At 62.4% G+C, this 18640-nt stretch carries 16 protein-coding genes; 10 read left to right on the top strand and 6 right to left on the bottom strand.

Annotated elements, in window-relative coordinates; translation table 11 throughout:
* The first annotated feature begins 41 nt into the window (after positions 1–41).
* From glcD to ACLEJQ_RS05160, 5 genes are all read left to right on the top strand, one after another.
* On the top strand, positions 42–1541 hold the full coding sequence (gene glcD, locus ACLEJQ_RS05180) for a glycolate oxidase subunit GlcD (protein ID WP_440792803.1): 1500 nt from the start codon (positions 42–44) through the stop codon (positions 1539–1541).
* Entirely contained in the window at positions 1541–2599 is a 1059-nt protein-coding gene (gene glcE / locus ACLEJQ_RS05175; protein WP_440792801.1) for a glycolate oxidase subunit GlcE, read from the top strand. Before glcD ends, glcE begins: the two co-directional genes overlap by 1 nt.
* A gap of 11 nt (positions 2600–2610) precedes the next feature.
* Positions 2611–3831, top strand: coding sequence for a glycolate oxidase subunit GlcF (gene glcF / locus ACLEJQ_RS05170; RefSeq protein ID WP_440792799.1), 1221 nt, complete (start codon positions 2611–2613; stop codon positions 3829–3831).
* Between the two features lie 87 nt (positions 3832–3918).
* The gene (gene hglS / locus ACLEJQ_RS05165) at positions 3919–5295 is read left to right on the top strand and encodes a 2-oxoadipate dioxygenase/decarboxylase HglS (RefSeq protein ID WP_440792797.1); all 1377 of its coding nucleotides are present in this window, start codon (positions 3919–3921) and stop codon (positions 5293–5295) included.
* Positions 5296–5511: 216 nt separating this feature from the next.
* Positions 5512–6030: an Hcp family type VI secretion system effector gene (locus ACLEJQ_RS05160; protein WP_440792795.1), complete on the top strand. Its 519-nt coding sequence runs from the start codon at positions 5512–5514 to the stop codon at positions 6028–6030.
* A gap of 528 nt (positions 6031–6558) precedes the next feature.
* On the opposite strand, the gene ACLEJQ_RS05155 is transcribed toward ACLEJQ_RS05160, so the two are convergent.
* From ACLEJQ_RS05155 to ACLEJQ_RS05130, 6 genes are all read right to left on the bottom strand, one after another.
* Positions 6559–6738 carry a hypothetical protein gene (locus ACLEJQ_RS05155; protein WP_440792793.1) on the bottom strand — a complete coding sequence of 60 codons (180 nt, stop codon included), beginning with the start codon at positions 6736–6738 and terminating at the stop codon, positions 6559–6561.
* A gap of 32 nt (positions 6739–6770) precedes the next feature.
* Positions 6771–7013, bottom strand: a complete 243-nt coding sequence (locus ACLEJQ_RS05150) for a hypothetical protein (protein WP_440792791.1) — start codon at positions 7011–7013, stop codon at positions 6771–6773.
* Positions 7014–7078: 65 nt separating this feature from the next.
* The gene (locus ACLEJQ_RS05145) at positions 7079–8149 is read right to left on the bottom strand and encodes a lipocalin-like domain-containing protein (protein WP_440792790.1); all 1071 of its coding nucleotides are present in this window, start codon (positions 8147–8149) and stop codon (positions 7079–7081) included.
* Positions 8139–10607 (bottom strand): ABC transporter permease, encoded by a 2469-nt coding sequence (locus ACLEJQ_RS05140; RefSeq protein WP_440793079.1) that lies wholly within the window; start codon positions 10605–10607, stop codon positions 8139–8141. The genes ACLEJQ_RS05145 and ACLEJQ_RS05140 overlap by 11 nt, the downstream gene beginning before the upstream one ends.
* Positions 10607–11275, bottom strand: coding sequence for an ABC transporter ATP-binding protein (locus ACLEJQ_RS05135; RefSeq protein ID WP_440792788.1), 669 nt, complete (start codon positions 11273–11275; stop codon positions 10607–10609). Before ACLEJQ_RS05135 ends, ACLEJQ_RS05140 begins: the two co-directional genes overlap by 1 nt.
* A 426-nt stretch (positions 11276–11701) precedes the next feature.
* A complete protein-coding gene (locus ACLEJQ_RS05130) occupies positions 11702–13399 on the bottom strand; it encodes a sulfatase-like hydrolase/transferase (RefSeq protein WP_440792786.1) in 1698 nt (565 codons plus the stop codon).
* Between the two features lie 379 nt (positions 13400–13778).
* Here ACLEJQ_RS05130 and ACLEJQ_RS05125 point away from each other — a divergent pair, with 379 nt between their 5' ends.
* The 5 genes from ACLEJQ_RS05125 to ACLEJQ_RS05105 are packed head-to-tail and all read left to right on the top strand — an operon-like array spanning position 13779 to position 18632.
* A complete protein-coding gene (locus ACLEJQ_RS05125; RefSeq protein ID WP_440792784.1) occupies positions 13779–15143 on the top strand; it encodes a UDP-glucose dehydrogenase family protein in 1365 nt (454 codons plus the stop codon).
* On the top strand, positions 15140–16198 hold the full coding sequence (locus ACLEJQ_RS05120; protein ID WP_440792783.1) for an NAD-dependent epimerase: 1059 nt from the start codon (positions 15140–15142) through the stop codon (positions 16196–16198). Before ACLEJQ_RS05125 ends, ACLEJQ_RS05120 begins: the two co-directional genes overlap by 4 nt.
* On the top strand, positions 16195–16941 hold the full coding sequence (locus ACLEJQ_RS05115; RefSeq protein WP_440792781.1) for a sugar transferase: 747 nt from the start codon (positions 16195–16197) through the stop codon (positions 16939–16941). The genes ACLEJQ_RS05120 and ACLEJQ_RS05115 overlap by 4 nt, the downstream gene beginning before the upstream one ends.
* Positions 16942–17586, top strand: a complete 645-nt coding sequence (locus ACLEJQ_RS05110) for a CpsD/CapB family tyrosine-protein kinase (RefSeq protein WP_440792779.1) — start codon at positions 16942–16944, stop codon at positions 17584–17586.
* 20 nt (positions 17587–17606) lie between these two features.
* Positions 17607–18632: a polysaccharide biosynthesis/export family protein gene (locus ACLEJQ_RS05105; protein ID WP_440792778.1), complete on the top strand. Its 1026-nt coding sequence runs from the start codon at positions 17607–17609 to the stop codon at positions 18630–18632.
* Positions 18633–18640 lie beyond the last annotated feature (8 nt).

The following is an 18640-nucleotide window of genomic DNA, read 5'->3' as shown; positions in this document are numbered from 1 at the left end:
CAAGCTCCCTCGCCACAGGTCACTTGCTCAGGAACACATCCATGAACATTCTCTACGACGAGCACCTCGACGGCCCGTTGCCAAAGGTCGACAAACAAACCCTGCTCCAAGCTTTGCAGACTCACATACCGGACCTGGAAATCCTCCATCGCCAGGAAGACCTCAAGCCCTACGAATGCGACGGGCTGTCGGCCTACCGCACCACGCCGATGCTGGTGGTCTTGCCGCGGCGGGTCGAACAGGTGCAGGCCCTGCTCAAGCTGTGCCATGAATCCAACGTACCGGTGGTGGCCAGGGGCGCCGGGACCGGTTTGTCCGGCGGCGTCCTGCCCCTGGAAAGCGGTGTGCTGCTGGTGATGGCGCGCTTCAATCAAATCCTGCACATCGACCCGCAGGCACGCACCGCACGCCTGCAACCGGGAGTGCGCAACCTGGCAATCTCCCAGGCCGCGGCGCCGTTCGGGCTGTACTACGCGCCGGATCCTTCGTCACAGATCGCTTGTTCCATCGGCGGCAACGTCGCGGAAAACGCCGGCGGCGTGCATTGCCTCAAGTACGGCCTGACCGTGCATAACCTGCTGAAGCTGGAAATCCTCACCATCGAAGGTGAGCGCCTGACCTTGGGCAGCGAAGCCCTCGACGCTGCGGGCCTGGATCTGCTGGCGCTGTTTACCGGCTCCGAAGGTTTGCTGGGGATCATCACCGAAGTGACAGTAAAACTGCTGCCCCGACCCCAGGTCGCCAAGGTGCTGCTGGCCAGTTTCGATTCGGTGGAAAAGGCCGGTCGGGCAGTGGCCGATATCATTGCGGCCGGCATCATCCCCGGCGGCCTGGAGATGATGGACAACCTGGCGATCCGCGCCGCCGAAGACTTCATCCATGCCGGCTATCCGGTGGAAGCCGAGGCGATCCTGTTGTGCGAGCTGGACGGCGTCGAATCCGACGTCCACGACGATTGCCAACGCGTCGACCAGCTCCTTCAACAAGCAGGGGCCACCGAGGTGCGTCAGGCGCGGGACGAGGCCGAGCGCCTTCGGTTCTGGGCAGGGCGCAAGAATGCGTTTCCGGCGGTGGGTCGCCTGGCGCCGGACTACTACTGCATGGACGGCACCATTCCCCGCCGCGCCTTGCCCGAAGTACTGCAACGCATCGCCAGCCTCGGAGCCGAGCATGGGCTGCGGGTCGCCAACGTGTTCCACGCCGGCGACGGCAACATGCACCCGTTGATCCTGTTCGATGCCAATCAGCCCGGCGAACTGGAACGTGCCGAAACCCTGGGGGGGAAAATCCTTGAACTGTGCGTGCAGGTCGGCGGCAGCATCACCGGCGAGCACGGTGTCGGCCGGGAGAAAATCAATCAGATGTGCGCCCAGTTCAACAGCGACGAGCTGCAGCTGTTCCACGCGGTAAAAGCCGCGTTCGACCCCCAGGGTTTGCTCAACCCAGGCAAGAATATCCCGACCCTGCACCGCTGCGCGGAGTTCGGCGCCATGCATATCCATGACGGGCAACTGCCGTTTCCCGAGCTGGAGCGTTTCTGATGATCGGCGCAGCAGACGGCGACGCCAGCGAGTTGTTGCTGGACCAGGTCAACCGAGCCCGGGCCGATGCCACGCCGCTGCGTATCCAGGGTGGCAACAGCAAGGCATTCCTGGGACGCGAAGTGGCCGGCGAAGTGCTGGACACCCGCATTCATTGCGGCATCGTCCATTACGATCCCACTGAACTGGTGATCACCGCCCGAGCCGGTACTCCACTGCGCACGCTGTTGGCCGCCCTGGATGCAACCGGGCAACGGCTGCCGTGCGAGCCGCCGACGTTCGACGGTAACGCCACCGTTGGGGGTATGGTGGCCACCGGGTTATCCGGGCCGCGTCGGCCCTGGGCCGGTTCGGTGCGCGACTTCGTGTTGGGCTGCCGTCTGATCAGTGGCCACGGTACGCTCCTGCGGTTCGGCGGCGAGGTGATGAAAAACGTCGCCGGCTATGACCTGTCGCGCCTGCTGAGCGGCAGTTTCGGTTGCCTGGGGTTGATCACCGAAGTCTCGTTGAAAGTGTTGCCCAAGCCGCGCCACAGCCTGAGCATTCGTCTGGAAATGGACGCCAGCCAGGCATTGGAGAAACTCGCCGAGTGGGGCCGGCAACCCCTGCCCATCAGCGCAGCCAGCCATGACGGCGGCTGTTTGCGTCTGCGCCTGGAAGGCGGCGAAGGATCCGTGAGCGCCGCGCACCAGCGGTTCGGTGGTGAAGTGGTCGACGACGCCTATTGGGCGGACCTGAACGAACATCGCCTGGCGTTCTTCGACGAGCGCCTGCCGCTGTGGCGCCTGTCGCTGCCCGGCACTACCGGCCCGCTCACCTTGCCCGGCGCGCAATTGATCGACTGGGGCGGCGCCCAACGCTGGTTGAAAACCGATGCAACTACGGTGCAAGCCCTGGCCCTTGAGCTGGGCGGCCATGCCACCTGCTACAGTCATGGCGTCAGCGAGACACCGTTTCAGCCGCTGGCCCCGGCGTTGCTGCGTTATCACCGTCAGCTCAAGGCCCGACTGGATCCGCTGGGGCTGTTCAACCCCGGTCGGATGTACCCGCAGCTATAGGGAGCTATGGTATGCAAACCCGTTTCAGCGACGACGCCAAACGCCTGCCCCGCGCCGAAGAAGCCGAACGGATCCTGCGCAGTTGCGTGCATTGCGGCTTCTGCAATGCCACCTGCCCCACCTATCAATTACTGGGCGACGAGCTGGACGGCCCACGCGGACGCATCTACCTGATCAAACAGGTGCTCGAAGGCCAACCCGCCACGGCCAGCACCCAACTGCATCTGGATCGCTGCCTGTCCTGTCGTAACTGCGAAACCACCTGCCCGTCCGGCGTGGATTACCACAACCTGCTGGACATCGGACGGGCGCTGGTGGACCGAGCCGTTCCGCGCCCGGCCGGCCAGCGTGTGTTGCGCCTGGGCTTGCGCAGCCTGGCCGCCAGTCCCGAACGCTTCAAAGCCCTGCTGCGCCTTGGCGCCGTGTTCCGTCCGCTGCTGCCGACGAGCTTCACTGGCAAGCTGCCGCGCCCCGCGGCGCTCCAGGGCGAGCGCCCGCCGGTGCGTCATGCCCGCCGGGTGTTGATGCTCGAAGGCTGCGTGCAACCAGGGCTCTCTCCCAATACCAATGCGGCGGCCGCACGGGTCCTGGACCGCCTCGGCATCAGTGTCATCGCCACCCCTGATGCAGGCTGCTGCGGCGCCCTGGATTATCACCTCGACGCCCAGGGAGCCGGCCTGGATCGCGCCCGACACAACATCGACGCCTGGTGGCCACACCTGGAAAAGGGCGCCGAAGCCATTGTCCAGACCGCCAGCGGCTGTGGCGCCTTCATCAAGGACTACGGACACCTGCTGGCACATGATCCAGCCTATGCCGTTAAAGCCAGACAGGTCAGCGAGCAGGCGCTGGACCTAGTGCAAGTGCTCGGCGAGGAACCGCTGGAACAGATCTGCGCGGCCAGGAACCAGCGCATCGCCGTCCATTGCCCCTGCACTTTGCAGCACGCCCAGAAACTCGGCGGCCACATCGAGGCATTACTGACGCGCCTGGGCTTCAACCTCACCGACGTGCCCGACGGTCACTTGTGCTGCGGCTCGGCCGGCACCTACTCGCTGACCCAGCCGGTTCTGGCGAAACAGTTGCGCGACAACCGCCTCAATGCCCTGGAAAGCGGCCAGCCGGAGCTGATCGTCACGGCCAACGTCGGCTGCCAGAACCACCTCGACAGCGCCGGTCGCACGCCCGTGCGGCACTGGATAGAGCTGGTGGATCAGTCCCTGGCAGAATGAAGTCCTGAAGATTCTTCGTTTGTCGGGACTCATGAAGACTGCGATCTTTCCCGGCACTTCCCACAGCCCGCGCCAGGAATTCACAGCATGAGTTTCGTCAGTCCCGACCTGATCCGCCAACGCTTCTCCCGAGCGATGTCCGACATGTACCGCGACGAGGTGCCGCTGTACGGCGCGCTGATGCAACTGGTGGAACAGACCAACGCCCAAGTGCTGGCGCGAGACCCGGCGCTGGCCGCGCACTTGCGCAATACCGGTGAACTGGAGCGCCTGGACCTTGAGCGCCATGGCGCGATCCGCGTCGGCACGGCGGCAGAGCTGGCAACGCTGGGGCGGTTGTTCGCGGTCATGGGCATGCAGCCGGTGGGCTATTACGACCTTACGCCGGCCGGGGTGCCGGTGCACTCCACTGCGTTCAGGGCTGTGCATGAAAGCGCGCTGCAAGTCAGCCCGTTCCGGGTGTTTACCTCGCTACTGCGCCTGGAGTTGATCGAGAACGCCGACCTTCGGGCCTTCGCCGAGTCGGTCCTGGACAAACGACAGATCTTCACCTCCCGCGCCCTGACGCTCATCGACCTTGCCGAACGCCAGGGCGGCCTGACGCAGACGCAGTCCGAAGACTTTGTCCTGCAAGCCTTGGAGACCTTTCGCTGGCACCACAGCGCCACCGTTACCGCAGAGCAGTACCGGCAGTTGAGTGCCCAACATCGTCTGATCGCCGATGTGGTGGCATTCAAGGGCCCGCACATCAATCACCTGACGCCGCGCACCCTGGACATCGACATCGTCCAGGCTCAGATGCCGGTGCAGGGTATTACCCCCAAAGCCGTGATCGAGGGCCCGCCGCGCCGCCAGTGCCCGATCCTGTTACGCCAGACCAGCTTCAAAGCCTTGGACGAGCCCGTCGCCTTCACTGATCAGCCGCAGTCCCAAGGCAGCCACAGCGCCCGCTTCGGCGAAATCGAACAACGCGGCGCCGCCCTCACGCCAAAGGGGCGAGCACTCTATGATCAATTGCTGAATGCGGCACGTGATGCGCTGGGAGCGTTTCCCAACGAAGCCAATACCGAGCGCTATAACACGCTGATGGTCGAGCACTTCGTCGCCTTCCCGGATACTCAGGATGAATTGCGTCGGCAAGCTTTGGCCTACTTCCGTTATTTCGTGACGCCCGAAGGCCTCGCCGCCAAGGACTCCTTCGACCAAGGCACGACGCTCGAACAGCTGCTGGAACAACGATACCTGCGCGCCGAGCCTCTGGTGTACGAAGACTTCTTGCCGGTCAGTGCGGCGGGGATTTTCCAGTCCAACCTCGGCGATGCGGCCCAGAATCACTATGCCGGGCAGTCCAACCGCCAGGCTTTCGAAAAGGCCCTGGGACGCGCGACGATCGATGAGCTGGGGTTGTACGCCGAGACGCAACAGCGTTCCATCGATGAATGCCTGGCGACGTTGGGCGTATAGCAAAAGGCGGTAAGACGGGGACGGCAGGAAGTTGCGTTGGGCTGGGCAAGGCTTGATGCATTTTTTTGCCTGCGCAGCGTGTACTTGTGCAGGATGAATACTCAAAGCATTGATCCGTAAGACTTTTTCAAACATGGCACAGCTCTTGATAACCCGTCTGGCCCCTCGGGACGATTCACGTCCTCGAGGTCTTCGTTATCCAGGAAGGAGCGTCCATTGGCTATCCCCGCATACATGTCCATTATTGGCCCGAACGACGAATTGGTCACCGCAGACGCGTCCACCCCCAAGTCGGTAGGCAATCTGTATCAACCCGGTCACACAGATGAGGTGATGGTACAGGCTATCGAGCATCGCATAACGGTCCCATATTCCCCCCAGTCCGGTCAGGTAGCTGGCCAGCGCCTCCACCATCCTCTGGTGGTCACCAAGATATTCGACAGGACCTCGCCTTTGCTGCAGGGATTCCTGAGCAGCCGCCAGCTCCTGAAGAAAGTTGAACTCCGCTGGTACCGAACGTCCAGCGAGGGCAAGGAGGAGCATTACTACACCACTACCTTAATGGACGTGTCGATCGTCGAGATCAAGGACTACATGCTCCACTGCCAAGATCCGGCCAACGCGCATCTGACCCACATGCAAGAGGTGCATTTCTCGTACCGCCAAATCGATTGGACTCACATCGGCAGCAGTACGTCGAATACCGACAGTTGGGGTGCGGCACCCGCCGCTTGATGCCGACACGGCGACGCACGCATCGACCAACCCTGCTGGTCGATGCCCAATCGGTTTAAATCAGAAGAACTCAAACGGATGGTGTTCGCCCAGTGCAACGGCCTCGGCATTCCATGCACTGGTAAAGAGCCAACACTGGGCGAACGGGCACAATAATAGTGGAACTTTCGGACGGCGTCCGCCGTCCCGTTTAAATATTTGTTTATCTTTAGTCGTAATTATCGACCAAATGAAAACACTCATCCGTCCGTGCAGTTACATTTGATGGGCAGCGCTTACTGTGGCCAGGGATGCTCCCGCTCTGCCACGCAGTGGGCGCTGCTTTGAGGGCCTGCTGCGCAGTCCAGCGGGAGCAAGCTCCCTCGCCACAGAATTGTATGTGGCCCGTTTCATCTGTAAATAACTGTACAAACAGCTATACAAAATCAACCAGCAAGGACAGAAAGTTCTCAGCAGGCAGCACAATACTTCACAGCAGGATTAACCAATTATTAAAAAACTCGTTTAATAACTGACAATATCGGGAAGTCAGTCATTCCGCCCGGTCTTCTGCGCATCGGTTTCCCCTGCCTCAGGATCGCCTTGTTGCTTACGCTTTGCCGGATCGTTCGGGCGCAGGGCGTCGTTGTCACGCTCCACTTCGCCGGGCATTGCCGGTTCGTCGGGGTTTTGCTGGGTTTGATCGGTTTGATCGGGATGGCGCTTCATAGCAAGCTCCTTGGATCGTTCGCGCCTGGGGATCAGGCATCGGGGTCGGCGACTTCTTCAGCAACGTTGGCATCCGGGGAGCGCTGGTGCAGTTGCTCGGCCTTGGTCTTGAGCTCCTGCCACTGCGTCAGGTCGATGGCGCCCTGGCCGAACAGGTCATCCGCCACCCGCATCAATTCGGTGAAATGAGCGTCCGGGGACTGCTGCCAGTACGCCTGGTCATCGAACAGTCGCTGCCAGTCGGCCAGGGACGGAAGTTTGAGGTCATCGCTCATCACGGGCTCCTGCGAGGCATTCATAAGCTATGAGGGTCGAGGTTGGGGGGGAGTTCCGGCGGATCTCAGTAGCCGGTCATTTCCAGATAGCCATTGCCGCCGTGGCTGCCTTGCAGCTGCACCGGCCCCTCCCAATACGGAATGCGCAGGTCCATCCAGGCGTCGGGGTTCAGGGCCTGGGTGGTGATGTCGAGCTGCTTGCCGGGAATTTTGATCGACCAGCGCACCGGCATCGAACGCCCGGCGACCTTGGCGCGGTCCAGCGGCACGAGGTCTATGTCCCCGACATGCAGAGTCTGGGTCTGGCCCTGGGCATCGATCCAAGTGCCGGTGAGGTACGGCGCACCGTCCTTGTGGCGCATGCGATAAAGCATCACATGCTCGCCATTGTCCAGGTGCAGGGAGAACCAGTCCCATCCGGTCTGGTTGGCTGTAAGGGGCTGGCTGCTCCACTCCCGGTCAAGCCAGGCCGGGCCGCTGACCTGATAGCGCTGGCCGTCGATCTCCAGTTGGCCGCTGGCCTGGAAGAACGGCTGACTGTAGTAATACGACGCCTGGCCGGCAGCGGATTTCTGGCTGAAGCCGTTATCGCCCTGCAACACCAGCGGCCGGGTCGAGGTGAGCCGCAACTCGTAACTGAAGCGCGGGTCACGGGCCTGCAGTTGCATGTCCGCCAGAGGGTTGGTCCCTGGCGCCTGTGTGCCGAACTGCCAGTCATCGATCCAGGCATTGAATGGCACAGCCTGCACCCCGGCCTGCCCCACCCCGCCGCGGGCATAGCGTTCGGCGGCATGGTGCACGCTGGCAGACGTGACGGCGGCGTGGCCGAGCCAGATCGTCTGGTTGCGCCAGCCACTGGCCTGGGGCGCGGCATTCAGGGCGCTGCGAAACAGCGTCCATTGCACGCCGAACTTCCGACCTTCGGTGTCCTTGAGATTGGCGGTGACGTACCACCACTCGATGCGAAAACCTGCATGGGCGCCATGGTCAGCCGGAAAACTGAACACCCGCCCCGGCACCACCGGCGCGAATGCGACAGCCTGGTCGCCCAGACCGGCAAAGCCCTTTTGCGGCGCCTGGGCGTTGTCGCAGCCGCTGAGCAACGCCAGCAGTATCAGCCCGATTCTAATCTTCATGGGCAAAGGTCCTGAGCAAATCCGCCGGTTGCGTGCGATATAGCGCATACAGCGGCCATGCCGACGCGAGCAGCGTGGCAAGCATCGCCAGGGCCAACAGTTGCGCCAGTTGCAGCGGGAACACCTGCAACGGCAGGCGCCAGCCGAAGGCCTGCACGTTGATCACCGCATCGAGGCACCAGGCCAGGGCGATGCCCAGCGGCACGGCCAGCACCAGGGTCAACAGCGCCAGCAGCCAGGTCTGCCCGAGATTGAGCAGCATCAACTGGCGCCGTGTCACGCCCAACGCCCAAAGCGGCGCCAACTGGCCGAGACGACTCTGGCTCTGGGTCAGCAGGCTGATGAACAGCGCCACCCCGGCCACCGCCAGGGTCAGACTGTTCAGGGCGGCGGTGGCGGCAAAGGTGCGTTCGAAGACCTGGGTTGACCAACCTTTGAGCCGCGCCTGGTCGACAATGTGGTTGTCGTCCAGCGTGAAGCGGCTTTGCAGGGCTGCCAACAGCGAAGGGATCGCGGACGGCTCGATGCGCAGGTTGAAGCGATTCGGGGTCAGTTCCGGCCAATGGGCCAGCAAGTGATCGGCATTGATCAGCACATGGCCCTTGGGATTGCCGTAGTCGGCGTAGATCCCGACGATGCGCGGCGTCCAGGCCCCCTGGGGCGTCGGCAGCGTCAATTGATCGCCCACTTTCACCTTGAGGCGCCGGGCCAACTGCTCGCTGAGCATCAGGGTATCGGCGCCGGCCAATTGCTCCCAGGGTTTGTCCCCGGCGGACTCCAGCAACGGCCAGTGCTGGCGGTAGTTGGGGTGATCGATGATGCCGTAGAGGTCGGTCGGCCAGCCTTGCACCGGCAGCGACACTTGCCAATTGGGTAACACGGCGCTGATAGTCGGTTGTTGCGTGAGCCAGGTTCCAAGCTCACCCGCCTGCGCCGGGGTTTGTGGGTTGATGTACAACTCAGCGGTCAAGCGTTGTTCGAGCCAGTTGTTGAAGGTCTGGCGGAAACCGGAGGTCATGCTGCCAGCGCCGATATTCGCCGCCAGCGCCAGCAGCAGCGCCATCAGTGCCAGGCTCAACGCTGGCAATTGCTGGCGGCAGTCAGCGAGAAACCATTGCCCGAGCACTGAACGCCCGCGCCGCGCCAACAGGTTCAGCGCAGCGTTGAGCAGCACCGGCAAGGCCAGCGCTGCGCCCAACAACAGGGCCGTCATCAGGACAAAACCACTGGCAAGGCTATCACCCCAAAGCAACGCCGCCACCGCGATCAATGCCGCCAATGTGGCCACCCAGCCCTGGCGTCGCAACCAGCGTCCATGAGCCAGATGCCAGGCTTGCGGGTTAGCCAGCGCCAGCAAGGGCAGGCGCGCCGCCCGCAACAGGCTGTCGACCCCGGCCAGCAACGCGCCGAGCAGGCTCAAGCCGATACCGCTCAACCACCAGGCCGGGCTGAGGTTCAAGTGCCCGGCCACTTCGGCGCCGTACAAGCCACGCAGGCTCGCCGCAACATCAGGCAGCAGCAGGCTCGCCAGCCAATAGCCGCTGACGACCCCGGCGATCCCGCCCAGCAAAGCCAATGCAGCCAGTTCGATCACCAGGCTGACGACCACCATCCGTGCACTGACGCCACAGGCGCGCAGGGTTCGCAGAAGACTGCGGCGTTGCTCCAGGGCCAGGCCGATGGCCGCATGGACGATGAACAGTCCAACCACAAAAGATAAAAACCCCAGCGCGTCGAGGTTCAGGTGGAAGCTCTCGGTCAGGCGCGACAGGTTGTTTTCTTCATCGGCGCGCTTGAATTGCAGCCGACCGCTGAACGCTTCCGGCAGCGCGGCGCTGAACGTGGCGGGCAGTAGCAGTCGCGATAACCGGTCCGGCAGGCCGAGCACCTGCTGGGCAAAGCCGATGTCCATCAACAGCAGCCCCGGCGCCATGTCCAGCTGGACATGCAGCGGCGGCAGGGTCTGTCCGTCAACGGTCTGTGGTCGGTCACCTTCATTCAGCCCCAACGCCTGCAAAGTCTGAGGCGCGATCCAGGTGCGTCCGGGGTCGGTGAAAAATTCCACCACCTCGGCCATCGCACGCGCCTGGCCCGCCAGCGCCGTACCGGGCGGCAGCGATACCGGGTCGATGCCCATCAGTTGCAAGCGCTGGCCCTCATGCCCTTTTAGTACCACCCGGGCCTGTAGCACCGGCGACACCGGCCACCCCTGGCGCCGCAGCTCGACGAACCACTGCTGGGCAAAGGTGCCGCCATCAGGCGCGCTGAGGCTGGCCTGGGGCTGGCCGCCAATCAGTTGGCTGGCCCGGGCATAACTCTCGCGAGCCTGACTGTTCAGAGCCTGGACGCCGGTCAGCAGACTGGTGGCGAGCCAAAGCCCGGTCAATACGCTGAAAAACTGCACCGGGTGCTGCCGCCAGTGGCTGAGCAAGGCCTTGAGGGTCTGGCGAAAGATCATCACTCTTCGACCACCTGCGCCAATCGCCCACGCTGCAACACCACACGCTGTGCCAGACGCGCCGCCACACGTGCGCTATGGGTCACCATCAACAGGCTGGTGGAGCTACCATCCAGAAGCTCCAGTAACAGTTGCAACACTTCATCGCTGGTGGCTTCGTCGAGGCTGCCGGTGGGTTCGTCGGCCAGCAGCAGCGGCGGGCGCGAAGCCAATGCCCGCCCCAGCGCGACCCGTTGCTGTTGTCCGCCGGACAGTTGTTCGGGATAGCGTTGCAACAGATCCCCGAGCCCGAGCCGGCTCACCAGGTGGTTCTGCCAGACCGAGTCATAGCGACCGCACAGGCGAGCCTGGAACGCCAGGTTATCCTCCACCGACAAGCTGCTGATGAGGTTGAACTGCTGGAACACGAGGCCGATTTGCGTACGCCGCCAGTTCGCCAATTGGCTTTCGTTCATGGCATCCAGCCGATACTCGCCACTGCGGATGCTGCCGCCATCAACCTTGTCCAATCCGGCGACCAGATGCAGCAAGGTGCTCTTGCCACTGCCGGATTCCCCCATCAACGCCAGGCTACTGCCGGGCGGTAGCGCCAGGTCGATGCCTTGCAGCACCGGTAGCGGGCCCTGGGGGGTGAGGTAGCTTTTGAACACTTCGCGCACTTGCAGCATGGACAGGCCCGATGGATGAACGTGGGCTCAGGATAGCGGAGTTGAGCGGCGCACCCACCGGGAAATGATGACGCGACCGTTTTGCAGCCACTGCAGACTGACAGGAAGCTATCGCGAGCAGGCTCGCTCCCACAGGGGATCTTGGGTGGCCGTGGAATTGATGGTTAACCCAGGAACATTGTGGGAGCGAGCCTGCTCGCGATGAGGCCGGCACACTCAACATTCATGCAAGCTGAACCGCCGCTTTCGCGGGCAAGCCCGCTCCCACAGGGATCTGTGCCGAACGTCAAATCCGGGAACACCTCGGACAAACTGTGGGAGCGAGCCCGCTCGCGATGAGGCCAGCACATTCAACATCACTGCAAGCTGACACACCGCTTTCGCGAGCAAGCCCGCTCCCACAGGGAATTGTGGCTGAGAACGCCCTCAATGCCCCGCCGTCATTGCAGCCTGAGCCGGTTCGGGTGTGACGATGCTGTCCAGATCGATATGCCTCCACGCCGGTTTCGCTCCCAGGCGGGCGTTGAAGCGATAGTTGAAGGTGAAGTCGTCATTGGTGGGCTGATCCAAGGCCTTGCCATAAGCCGCTTCAATCGCGCTCGGTTCGTACCCCATCAACCGCAGCAGCGTCGGGAAGATATTGTAGTGACTGGAGCGATCCTTGTTCTGTGCCCAGGCCCGTTGCCAATCCAGGGTGTGCAACGGCGCCCCCTCTATCACCACCAACGGCACCAGCCCCTCTTCCGCTACCGGATAGCCACCGCAATGGGTGTTGAGCCCGGGATTGCCGCGCTCGTGCAAGTCCTGGCCGTGGTCGGAGGTGTAGATCACCACGGCATTGCTCAAATTGCCCTGCTGGAAGATTCGCTTGAAAAACTCCCCGACATTCCAAAGCAGGGTGTTTCGGTAAGCATTGCGGTACAGCACCCAGTCATCGATCTGACCGTTGAAGCCATCACGATTGCCGGTGTCGGAAATGTCCTGGTACTGCCCACGAGGCAAAGCCGGGCGGTAGCGCATGAAGTCGTCGGGGTATTTGTCGTGCACCGGAAAATGCGCCCCCACCTTATTGACCACCACCAGTTCGGCCCGGTCATCGCCCAGCAGCTCGATCAGCTTCGCCGCAGCGGCCATGTCGCGATCGAGCACGCGGGCCTGGTCGAATTGGACGAACTCGTCGATGTCCTGTTTTTCGCCATCGGTCATCAGGTTCTGCAGATTGCCACCGGTGCGCTGGGCGTCGATGTACACGGTGCGCAAACCGGCTTTTTTGGCGTACTGCCAGATCGACGGCAAGGTGCTGTTGATGCGCACATAGTCGGCGCGGGTGCCGCCGTAGCGCAGGGTGACATTGGTGTCGGCGCTGCAATTGGCGATGGAGGCCGCATAGCCAAAATTGAAGACATGGACGCCGTCAGGCGGCGTTTCAAGCCCCGTGGGCACACCCCCCGCAGTGTTGATATCCAGGTAATTGCCCGCCACGCTCTCATCGATGATCAGTACGATATCGTGATTGATCGGCGAGGTTAGCCGCGCGATACCAATCGGCTCGCGAGGGCCGATCGTGTTGTGCAAGACCTCGTAGCCGAACAGATTCAGGTAGGCCAGCGGCGTGTACATGATCGGCAGCCCGCGCGCGCCCTCGCCCGCCCGCACGAACAGCACGGCACTGAGCAATAGCACCCCGAGCACTGGCGCGGCGACGGGCAGCCAGGCCGGTATCGCCATCCGCCGACGCGGCTTGAGGCCGATGCCCAATAACAACAACAGGCCACCGGCCGCCGCGCTGATGATCACCTGGCGATACTGGTAGGCCGCTTCCTGGATAAAGCCACCGGAATACATCAGCGACACGAACTGGCTATAGGTCAGGTAGCTGTCGGTTACCCGCCCATAGACCTCGAAAAATACCGCCGAGACAAACATCGCCAATGCGAACAGATGCCGCACCAGCGCCTGGCGGATGTAGGCAGTCATCCACAGCGCCATCACCAACGCCACGAACATCGCACCGTACAGCAGCGTGGCGAAGCCGACACCCAGGGCCGCGAGACGATCCAGGTAATCGTGATAGCCACGGATCAGGTACAGCAACAGGAGCAGTTCCTTGACGTATCGGGCCATGGTTTTCTCGACGGTCTCAAGGCGATGGAAACAGGGTTTGTCTCTGGACACTAGCAGCGACTTTTCAAAGCGCAAGAAAACACTGCACGCGCATCGCGTCAAAAAACTGCTACCCCATAAATGACACACTTTTAGGATAAAAAAGGCCAAAAACTATGGATAAATACCGTTCATCGTTTTGTTGAACAGCCTTTTCACCCTTTAAATCCGGACTTTTTCCAATTCAGTCAAGGACTTGATGTCAAAACGCCAAGTCCTGTCTAATTTTACCGAAGATGACAACTGTCATTTTGCTGACACGCTTTTCTGAGGCTGCGCTATACCCCCTCTTAACAGTTTCATCCGAGTTACATAAACCGGTTGATGAGGCGTGCCGAAGATGGATGTGAGCGTATTTGGAACGGGGTATGTGGGGCTGATCCAGGCGGCGGCGCTGGCCGACGTCGGACACCGGGTTTTGTGCATCGACATCGACCCGAACAAGATCCGTCAATTGCAGCAGGCCGTGCCGCCGATCAGCGAACCCGGCCTGTCCGATCTGCTCGAAGACAACATCAAGGCCGGTCGCCTGCTGTTCAGTTCCCAAGCCAGCGATGCGGTCAACCATGGCGGGCTGATATTCATCGCCGTCGGCACCCCTGCCGACGAAGACGGTTCGGCCGACCTGAGCCATGTACTGGCCGTGACCCGGCAGATCGCCGACTTCATGGACAGCGACCGCACCCTGATCATCAAGTCCACCGTGCCGGTGGGCACCGCCGACAAAGTCGCCGAATGTGCCCGCCAGGCGCTGGCTCGCCGGGGCCTGAAACAACTGAACGTGCGAGTGGTATCCAACCCCGAGTTTCTCAAGGAAGGCAGCGCCCTGGCCGATTGCATGCGCCCGGACCGCATCATCATCGGCACCGCCGACCTGCTGGCCCGCGACCAGATGAGCGAGCTCTACGCGCCATTCTGCCGCAACCACGAAAAACTGATGTTCATGGACAACCGCAGCGCCGAACTGACCAAGTACGCCGCCAATGCCATGCTCGCCACCCGCATCAGCTTCATGAACGAACTGGCCAACCTCACCGAACGATTGGGGGCCGACATCGAAGCGGTGCGCAAAGGGATCGGCTCGGACCCGCGTATCGGTTATCACTTCATCTATCCCGGCTGCGGCTTCGGAGGCTCGTGCTTTCCCAAGGACCTGCGCGCCCTGCTGCAAACCGCCGAACAAAGCGGCATGCCGCTGCGCCTGCTGCGTAGCGTCACCGATGTCAACGACCGCCAGCGGCATATCCTGTTCGAGAAACTCGCCCAGCAATTTCCCGACGGCCTGGCCGGTAAATCGATTGCCGTCTGGGGCCTGGCGTTCAAACCCAACACCGATGACATGCGTGAAGCGCCCAGCCGTTACCTGATGGAAGCGCTGTGGCGCGAAGGCGCACGGGTCCAGGCGTATGACCCCGAAGCCATGGCCGAATGCCGTCGCCTCTATGGCTATCGCAAGGATCTGAACCTGTGCGCCACCCGCGACGACACCCTGGAAGATGCCGACGCGCTGGTGATCTGCACCGAATGGAAAAATTTCCGAGTGGTGGACGTCGACCTGCTGGCCAGCAAACTGCGCGCCCGGGTAATCATCGACGGTCGCAACCTGTACAACCCCGAGCACCTGGCCGCCGCCGGGCTGTTGTATCGCGGCATCGGCTTGCGCCATACCATGCCGGACGGCTACGCCACAGGGCCGCAGGCGTGAATATCCTGGTGACCGGCGCAGCCGGGTTCATCGGCGCTCACTGCGTCCTACGGCTGATCCGTGACGGCCATCGGGTCTGCGGATTGGACAACTTCAACGCCTACTACGACCCGCAGCTCAAGCACGACCGGGTGGCGTGGGTGAAAGACCAGGTCGGTGAATTCCCCCTGGCCCGGATCGACCTGACCAACGCCACAGCCATTGATGAACTGTTCCACGCCCGTCGTCCGGACGTGGTGATTCACCTCGCCGCCCAGGCCGGCGTACGTTATTCGCTGGAAAATCCCCGGGCTTATGTCGACAGCAACCTCAGCGGATTCCTGAATATCCTGGAAGGCTGTCGCCGTTATCCGGTCAGGCACCTGGTCTACGCCTCTTCGAGCTCGGTCTATGGCGCCAATTCGCGCACGCCCTATTCAGTGCAGGACAACGTCGATCATCCGCTGTCGCTGTACGCGGCAAGCAAGAAAGCCAACGAACTGATGGCCCACAGTTACAGCCATCTGTTCGGCATCCCCTGCACCGGCCTGCGCTTCTTTACGGTGTACGGGCCGTGGGGCCGGCCCGATATGTCGCCGATCCAGTTTGCCCGCGCCATTACCGAAGACCGGGTCCTGCAGCTGTTCAACCACGGGCAGCATCAACGGGATTTCACCTATATCGACGACATCATCGAAAGCATTGCCCGGCTGCTCGAACACGCGCCCCATGTCACGCCACAGAACGCTGACGAACAACCCGGCCCCGGCACAAGCCGGGCGCCCTGGCGGATCTACAACATCGGCGGACAGCATCCGGTGGCGTTGCGCACTTACGTAGCGCTGCTGGAAAAGCACCTGGGCCGGACCGCCCGCATCGAGCTGCTGCCTCTACAGGCAGGCGATGTACTGAACACCTGCGCCGATGCCAGCGACTTGGCCCGGGCCACCGGATTCACGCCAGGCATCGCGCTGGATGAAGGCCTGCGCCGTTTCATCCAATGGTTCCTTGATTACTACCCACTGCCTGTCGCCCATGCGCCGCTTGCGGCCGAAGTTCAGCGGAGGAGTCTATGACCCGACATGAGCAAGACCTACCCACCGACACCCTCGGACGCGACAAGCGTGTAGACCCCGAGCACCGCCGGCGCCTGGACGCCGCCATCCACCGCCAAGGCCGTGGCTGGCTGACCGGTCGCTACGGTGGCCGGCCCTGGACCGTCTCGCGCACCAACCGAGTGATGGCTTCGCTGGGTGCGCTGGCCATTTTGCTGCTGATCAGCCCCGTGCTGCTGGGCCTGGCCTTGCTGGTCAAGCTGTCGAGCCCCGGTCCGGTGCTGTTTGTGCAGAAACGCACGGGCTACCGCGGCCGCGTGTTCGGCATGTACAAGTTTCGCACCATGGTCGCCGACGCCGAAAATCTCAAAGAGTCATTGCGCCATCTGAACAAACACGGCGCCGATGCCATCGATTTCAAGATTGACAACGACCCGCGCATCACCCCTATCGGTCGGTTCCTGCGCCGCAGCAGCCTGGACGAACTGCCGAACCTGATCAATGTCGTCACCGGCGACATGCGCCTGGTGGGCCCGAGGCCGACCTCGTTCAACGCCTATCGCTACAAGGACAACCATCTTGTGCGCCTGAGCATCTACCCCGGCATGACCGGTCTGTGGCAGATCTCCGGGCGCAGCAATATCGACTTCGACCAGCGCGTGGAACTGGACCTCAGCTATATCGCCGAGCAGAGCCTGTTGCTGGATTTGAAGATCCTGATGATCACCCCCTTCAAAGTATTCAGCGGCCACGGAGCGAGTTAAATGGACGGTTCGACGAATATCCTCACCATAGCGAGCCCGAGCGAGAGCAACCTGACCTCGACCGTGCTCGACCCTTCACTGCGGACCTTGCTTCTGACGTCCGCCAATACCGGCACCGGCACCAGCACCAGCGCCATGGCGCTGGCTGCCCAACTGGCGCAGATGAGCAGCGGTCCCGTGTTGCTGGTGGATGCCAGCCAGTCGCCGCACAACCTCAGCCAGCAGCTGTCGTTGCACAAGGAGCGTGGCTTCAGCGACCTGCTGTTCAACAGCCTCGCCCCGCCCCTGTTGCAAGACTGCGTGGTGCAAGTGTCCAGCCTGCCCTTCGATGTGCTGCCCCAGGGTCGCCTGGGGCGCAATGCCGAACGCCTGAGCCCCGAGCGCCTGCGTCCGCTGCTCAAGCAATTGTCGTCACGCTACCGCTTCGTGGTGATCGACGCCGACGCGGTGTATTCGGCCAGCGACACCCTGGTGCTCAGCACCCAGGTGGACGGCGTGGTGCTGGTGGTACGCGGCGAGGACACCCGCTGGGAAGTGGCGCAGGCCGCCCGCCAGCGCCTGGCCCAGGCCGGCGCGAAAGTGGTGGGCAGCGTGTTCAACCGCCGCAAGTACTACATGCCCAAGTGGCTCTACAACAACCTGTAAGCCTGCAAAAGGATGACGAGATGAACGCCAAGATGCTTGTCCTGCTGTTGCTGCCGCTTGCCGGTTGCTCCAGCACTTCCGATACCCGCTCGATGCCGGTGCAGATCCTCACGGCACCACCGGCCAATGCCCAGGCCACCGACATGCCCAAGGTCGAACAGACCTTGCGGCCCCAGGATGTGCTGGATGTGATTTTTCACATCGACACCACCTCCTCCCAGGCTTACCGCGTGCAGCCGGGCGACCAGGTTGCCCTGAACTTCACCGCCGCCAGCCAACTCAACGGCACGCAACAGGTGATGCCCGACGGCAGTATCGAACTGCCGGGCGCCAACACCTCGGTAAAAGTGGCGGGCCTGACCGCCGAAGAGGCGCGCCTGGAGGTGCAGCGTGCCTATAACCAGAAGATGCTGTTCCAGCCCAATCGCAACCAACTAAGCGTAATGGTGACCAGCCCGCTGTCCGGCGAGACGAACCTGCGCAACACCTTGACCCACCCGGCCACCGGCATGAGCCGGGAAATCATCGTGGGCCGGGATGGCTACGCCAGCTTCCCGGAAATCGGCTCGGTGCCGTTGCAAGGGATGACCGTCACCCAGCTTGAGACCTTCCTCAACGAGCGCTATGCCCAACTGCCCGGCCACATGACTGTGGACGTGCTGCTCAAGTCCACCGCCGGTAACGAGATCTATGTGCTCGGTGAAGTGGCCCAACCCGGTTCCTACCCGATCCGCCGGCCGATCTCCGTTCTCGAGGCGCTGACCCTGGCCCGGGGCACGAACGTCAAGGCAAGGCTCGACTCGGTGGTGATCATGCGTCGCAACGGCAATCAGGTTGAAGCCCGCCACTACGACGTGGAGAAGGCCCTGAGCGGAGACGCCTCGCAGATCGCCTACCTGCAACCGGAAGACATGCTTTTCGTGCCCAAGACCGGCCTGGCCAAAGCCGGTGAAATGGCCCGGCAGCTGGCCGATGTGGTGCTGTTCCAGGGCGTTGGCGTCAGCCTCGGCTACGACCTCGACGATAAAAGCAGCAACAGAAACTGACCCAGGTG

Origin of the sequence: Pseudomonas sp. SMV71, assembly GCF_052042015.1 — a bacterium.
GTDB lineage: Bacteria > Pseudomonadota > Gammaproteobacteria > Pseudomonadales > Pseudomonadaceae > Aquipseudomonas.
This window is presented reverse-complemented; position numbering and strand designations above follow the sequence as displayed.